This window comes from Streptomyces sp. WAC05292, from assembly GCF_003949955.1.
Taxonomy (GTDB): domain Bacteria; phylum Actinomycetota; class Actinomycetes; order Streptomycetales; family Streptomycetaceae; genus Streptomyces; species Streptomyces globosus.
In genome coordinates this window covers 1-4,705 of the sequence record NZ_RPSE01000447.1, presented here as the reverse complement: position 1 = coordinate 4,705, position 4,705 = coordinate 1, and the positions used below count along the sequence as shown (strand labels likewise).

Genomic DNA, 4,705 nt, shown 5'->3' with positions numbered 1-4,705 from the left:
GCGTATCGCCCTCGTCACCGGCTCGCTGATCGTCACCGGCCTGCTCGCGCACGGCTCCCCCGCGCATCCGGGGCCCCTGCCACCGCCGCTGCCCGCGCGGCTCGCCGATACCGGGGGCGGCAGTCAGCTGATCACCGCGGTGGCGCCTGCGCCTGGGTCCACCACCGGGCGGGTGACGTGGTGGGACCGGTGGGGTGGGCGGTGGTACGAGCGGGGCACTGCCGAGGCGCGGTTCGGTGCGAACGGGCTGACGGAGGGCGCGACCCGCACCCAGGGCACGAACACCACGCCGACGGGCCTGTACGCGTTGCCGTACGCGTTCGGGATCCGCCGGGCGCCGGTGGGCACGGAGGTCGCGTACCGGCCGGTCACCGACGCGTCGTGGTGGTGCCAGGACAACGCGTCGGGCAGCTACAACCGCTGGGTGGAGCCGCTGCCCGCGGACTGTGCGCCGGGCGAGGCGGAGCACCTGGTCGCGTACGGGCAGCAGTACGCACATGCGATGGTGATCGGCTTCAACTACGAGGAGCCGGTGCGCGGGCGGGGCGCGGGCATCTTCCTGCATGTGAACGGCAAGGGTGCGACGGCCGGCTGCGTGTCGGTGCCGGAGGGGGCGATGCGGGCGATCCTGCGCTGGGCGGACCCGGAGCGCGACCCGCACATCGCGATCGGTACGGAGTCCGGGGCGCTGGCCGTCACCCGCTACTGACGGGCCGCCCGGCCGACCCGGCGCTCCAACCCGCCCGATGCCCGGACGGGTTGGGGTGCCGGCCGGCGGCCCGTCACCCTTCCTTCTGCGCCAGCCTCAGCATGTGGTCGGCCAGTGCCTGGCCTCCGGCCGGGTCGCGGCTGATCAGCATGAGGGTGTCGTCGCCGGCGATGGTGCCGAGGACGGCGTGGAGTTCGGCCTGGTCGATCGCCGAGGCGAGGAACTGGGCCGCGCCGGGCGGGGTGCGCAGGACGACGAGGTTCGCGGACGCCTCGGCGGAGATCAGCAGTTCGCCGGAGAGGCGGCGCATGCGCTCCTCCTTGGCGGACTCGCCGAGCGGGGCCTGCGGGGTGCGGAAGCCGCCCTCGCTGGGGACCGCGTAGATCAGCTCACCGCCGGTGTTGCGGATCTTCACGGCGCCGAGTTCGTCGAGGTCGCGGGAGAGCGTCGCCTGGGTGACGCTCAGCCCGTCGTCGGCGAGCAGCTTGGCCAGTTGGCTCTGCGACCGGACCGGCTGCCGGTTGAGGATGTCCACGATCCGGCGGTGGCGGGCGGTGCGGGTCTGCGGGACGGCCGGGCCTCCCGCGGGTTCCGGCCGGGGAGAGGCCCACTGGTCGTTGTCCTGCGCCTGGCTCATCGTCGTCTCATTCCCCGGTTCGTCCGTCCCCGTTGGCTGCGTCGAGGATGCCGGGCAGGGCCTGTACGAACGCGTCCGCCTCGTCCTCGGTGAGCACGTACGGCGGCATGAGCCGTACGACGTCGGGGGCGGGCGCGTTGACCAGGAAGCCGGCGTCCTGGGCCGCCTGCTGCACCTGCGGTGCGTACGGCCCGGTCAGCACGATACCCAGGAGGAGGCCCTCGCCACGGACGTGGGAGACCAGCGGGTGGCCGGCGCCCTCGATTCCGGAGCGCAGCTGCTCCCCGCGGGCCTTGACCCGGTCGAGGAGGCCGTCGGCGGCGATGGTGTCGAGGACGGCGAGTCCGGCGGCGCAGGCGACGGGGTTTCCGCCGAAGGTGGTGCCGTGGTGGCCGGGTTGGAGGAGGCCGGCGGCGGGGCCGAAGGCGGCGACGGCGCCGATGGGGAGGCCGCCGCCGAGGCCCTTCGCGAGTGTGACGAGGTCGGGGTCGACGCCTTCGTGGGCCTGGTGGGCGAACCAGTGGCCGCAGCGGCCGGTGCCGGTCTGGACCTCGTCGAGGACGAGGAGGGTGCCGGTGGCGCGGGTGATGTCGCGGGCGGCCTTGAGGTAGCCGGCGGGCGGGACGACGACGCCGTTCTCGCCCTGGATGGGCTCGATGACGACGAGCGCGGTGTCCTCGGTGACGGCGGCCCGGAGGGCTTCGGTGTCGCCGTAGGGAACGTGGGTGACGTCGCCGGGCAGGGGCCGGAAGGGGTCCTGCTTCTTGGGCTGGCCGGTGAGGGCGAGGGCGCCCATGGTGCGGCCGTGGAAGCCGCCGTCGGTGGCGACCATGCCGGTCCGCCCGGTCAGCCGGCCGATCTTGAAGGCTGCTTCGACGGCTTCGGCACCGGAGTTGCAGAAGAAAATCCGGCCGGGTCGGCCGAAGAGCTGGAGGAGCCGTTCGCCGAGGGCGAGGACGGGCTCGGAGGCGTACAGGTTGGAGACGTGCCCGAGGGTGGAGATCTGGCGGGTGACGGCGCCGACGACGGCGGGGTGGGCGTGGCCGAGGGCGTTGACGGCGATGCCCCCGACGAAGTCGGTGTACTGCTTGCCGTCGGCGTCCCAGACCTGGGCGCCTGCGCCGCGGACGAGGGCGACGGCGGGGGTGCCGTAGTTGTCGGTGAGCGAGGCCCGCCAGCGGGCGGCGTACTCCTGGTTGCTGCTGCCGGTCACTGCTGCTCCCCTCCCTGTGTGTGCGCTGCCCGTGCGTCGGGCACGACCATGGTGCCGATGCCCTCGTCGGTGAAGATCTCCAGCAGGATCGAGTGCGGGACCCGTCCGTCGATGACGCGTGCGGTGCCGACGCCGCCGCGGACGGCGTGCAGGCAGCCCTCCATCTTGGGGACCATGCCGCTGGACAGCTCGGGCAGGAGCTTCTCCAGCTCGCCGACGGTGAGCCGGCTGATGACCTCGTCGCTGTTCGGCCAGTCTGCGTACAGGCCCTCGACGTCGGTGAGGACCATCAGCGTCTCCGCGCCGAGGGCGGCGGCGAGGGCGGCGGCGGCGGTGTCGGCGTTGACGTTGTAGACGTGCCCGTCGTCGGCGCTGCGCGCGATGGAGGAGATGACGGGGATCCGGCCGTCGGCCAGCAGCGCTTCGATGGCGCCGGTGTCGATGGCGGTGATCTCGCCGACGCGCCCGATGTCGACTGCCTCGCCGTCGATCTGCGGGGTGTGCTTGGTTGCGGTGATGGTGTGGGCGTCCTCGCCGGTCATGCCGACGGCGAGCGGTCCGTGCTGGTTGAGCAGGCCGACGAGCTCGCGCTGGACCTGCCCGGCGAGGACCATGCGGACGACGTCCATGGCCTCGGGGGTGGTGACGCGCAGGCCGGCCTTGAACTCGCTGACGAGGCCCTGCTTGTCGAGCTGGGCGTTGATCTGCGGGCCGCCGCCGTGCACGACGACGGGCTTCAGGCCGGCGTGGCGCAGGAAGACGACGTCCTGGGCGAAGGCCGCCTTGAGGTCGTCGTCGACCATGGCGTTGCCGCCGAACTTGATGACGACGACCTTGCCGTTGTGGCGGGTCAGCCAGGGCAGGGCCTCGATGAGGATCTGCGCCTTGGGCAGGGCGGTGTGCTTGCGGGCGGTGGTGCCGGGCCGGCCGGCCTTGTCGTTGTCGGTCATGACGAGTAGGCGCTGTTCTCGTGGACGTAGTCGGCGGTGAGGTCGTTGGTCCAGATGACGGCGGAGGCGCTGCCGGTGGCGAGGTCGGCGGTGATGCGGACTTCGCGGTCCTTCATGGAGACGAGGTCGCGGTCCTCGCCGACGGAGCCGTTCTTGCAGACCCAGACGCCGTTGATGGCGACGTTCAGCCGGTCGGGGTCGAAGGCGGCGGAGGTGGTGCCGATCGCGGAGAGCACCCGGCCCCAGTTGGGGTCCTCGCCGTGGATGGCGCACTTGAGGAGGTTGTTGCGGGCGATGGACCGGCCGACCTCGACGGCGTCGTCCTCGTCGGCCGCGCCGACGACCTCGATGCGGATGTCCTTGGAGGCGCCTTCGGCGTCGCCGATGAGCTGGCGGGCGAGGTCGTCGCAGACGGTGCGTACGGCTTCGGCGAAGGACTCGTAGGCGGGGGTCTTGCCGGAGGCGCCGGAGGCGAGCAGCAGGACCGTGTCGTTGGTGGACATGCAGCCGTCGGAGTCGACGCGGTCGAAGGTGGTGCGGGTGGCGGCGCGCAGCGCCCGGTCGAGGGTGGGGCTGTCGAGGTCGGCGTCGGTGGTGAGGACGACCAGCATGGTGGCCAGGCCGGGGGCGAGCATGCCGGCGCCCTTGGCCATGCCGCCGACGGTCCAGCCGTCCTGGGTGACGGAGGCGGTCTTGTGGACGGTGTCGGTGGTCTTGATGGCGACGGCGGCGGCCTCGCCGCCGTCGGCGGAGAGGGCGGCGACGGCCGTGTCGATGCCGGGCAGGAGCCTGTCCATGGGGAGGAGGACTCCGATGAGGCCGGTGGAGGCGACGGCGACCTCTCCGGCGTTGTGCTCGCCGCCGAGGGCCTCGGCGACCTTCTCGGCGGTGGCGTGGGTGTCCTGGAAGCCCTTGGGGCCGGTGCAGGCGTTGGCGCCGCCGGAGTTGAGGACGACGGCGCTGACGGCGCCGCCGCGCAGGACCTGCTCGGACCACTGCACGGGGGCGGCCTTGACGCGGTTGGAGGTGAAGACGCCGGCCGCGGCCAGTCGGGGCCCGTTGTTGACCACGAGGGCCAGTGGCCGGCGACCGCCTCCGTCCTGGGCTCCAACACGGTCCAGGTGCAGGTCGCCCTCGACACCGCCGCGCAGCGGATCGTCGCGATCAGCGCCGTCGACAACCTCACCAAGGGCACC

General features: G+C 72.9%; 5 protein-coding genes and 1 pseudogene. 2 read left to right on the top strand and 4 right to left on the bottom strand.

Translation table 11 applies throughout. The features are described from left to right. Nucleotides 1–25: 25 nt before the first annotated feature. Nucleotides 26–709, top strand: coding sequence for a L,D-transpeptidase (locus EF903_RS28895; protein ID WP_260616069.1), 684 nt, complete (start codon nt 26–28; stop codon nt 707–709). A 73-nt stretch (nt 710–782) separates the two neighbouring features. On the opposite strand, the gene EF903_RS28890 is transcribed toward EF903_RS28895, so the two are convergent. From EF903_RS28890 to argJ, 4 genes are read right to left on the bottom strand one after another with little or no spacing between them, the layout of a single operon-like run. After that, nucleotides 783–1,346, bottom strand: coding sequence for an arginine repressor (locus EF903_RS28890; protein WP_114056825.1), 564 nt, complete (start codon nt 1,344–1,346; stop codon nt 783–785). A 7-nt stretch (nt 1,347–1,353) separates the two neighbouring features. Then, complete coding sequence (locus tag EF903_RS28885; protein WP_125547957.1) at nt 1,354–2,559, bottom strand: acetylornithine transaminase; 1,206 nt, start codon at nt 2,557–2,559, stop codon at nt 1,354–1,356. After that, complete coding sequence (gene argB / locus EF903_RS28880; RefSeq protein ID WP_125547956.1) at nt 2,556–3,509, bottom strand: acetylglutamate kinase; 954 nt, start codon at nt 3,507–3,509, stop codon at nt 2,556–2,558. Before argB ends, EF903_RS28885 begins: the two co-directional genes overlap by 4 nt. Continuing rightward, a complete protein-coding gene (gene argJ, locus EF903_RS28875; protein ID WP_260616068.1) occupies nt 3,506–4,636 on the bottom strand; it encodes a bifunctional glutamate N-acetyltransferase/amino-acid acetyltransferase ArgJ in 1,131 nt (376 codons plus the stop codon). Before argJ ends, argB begins: the two co-directional genes overlap by 4 nt. Here argJ and EF903_RS35590 point away from each other — a divergent pair. Next, a pseudogene (locus tag EF903_RS35590) lies at nt 4,580–4,705 on the top strand (N-acetyl-gamma-glutamyl-phosphate reductase); the annotation flags it as partial. The gene argJ and the pseudogene EF903_RS35590 overlap by 57 nt on opposite strands.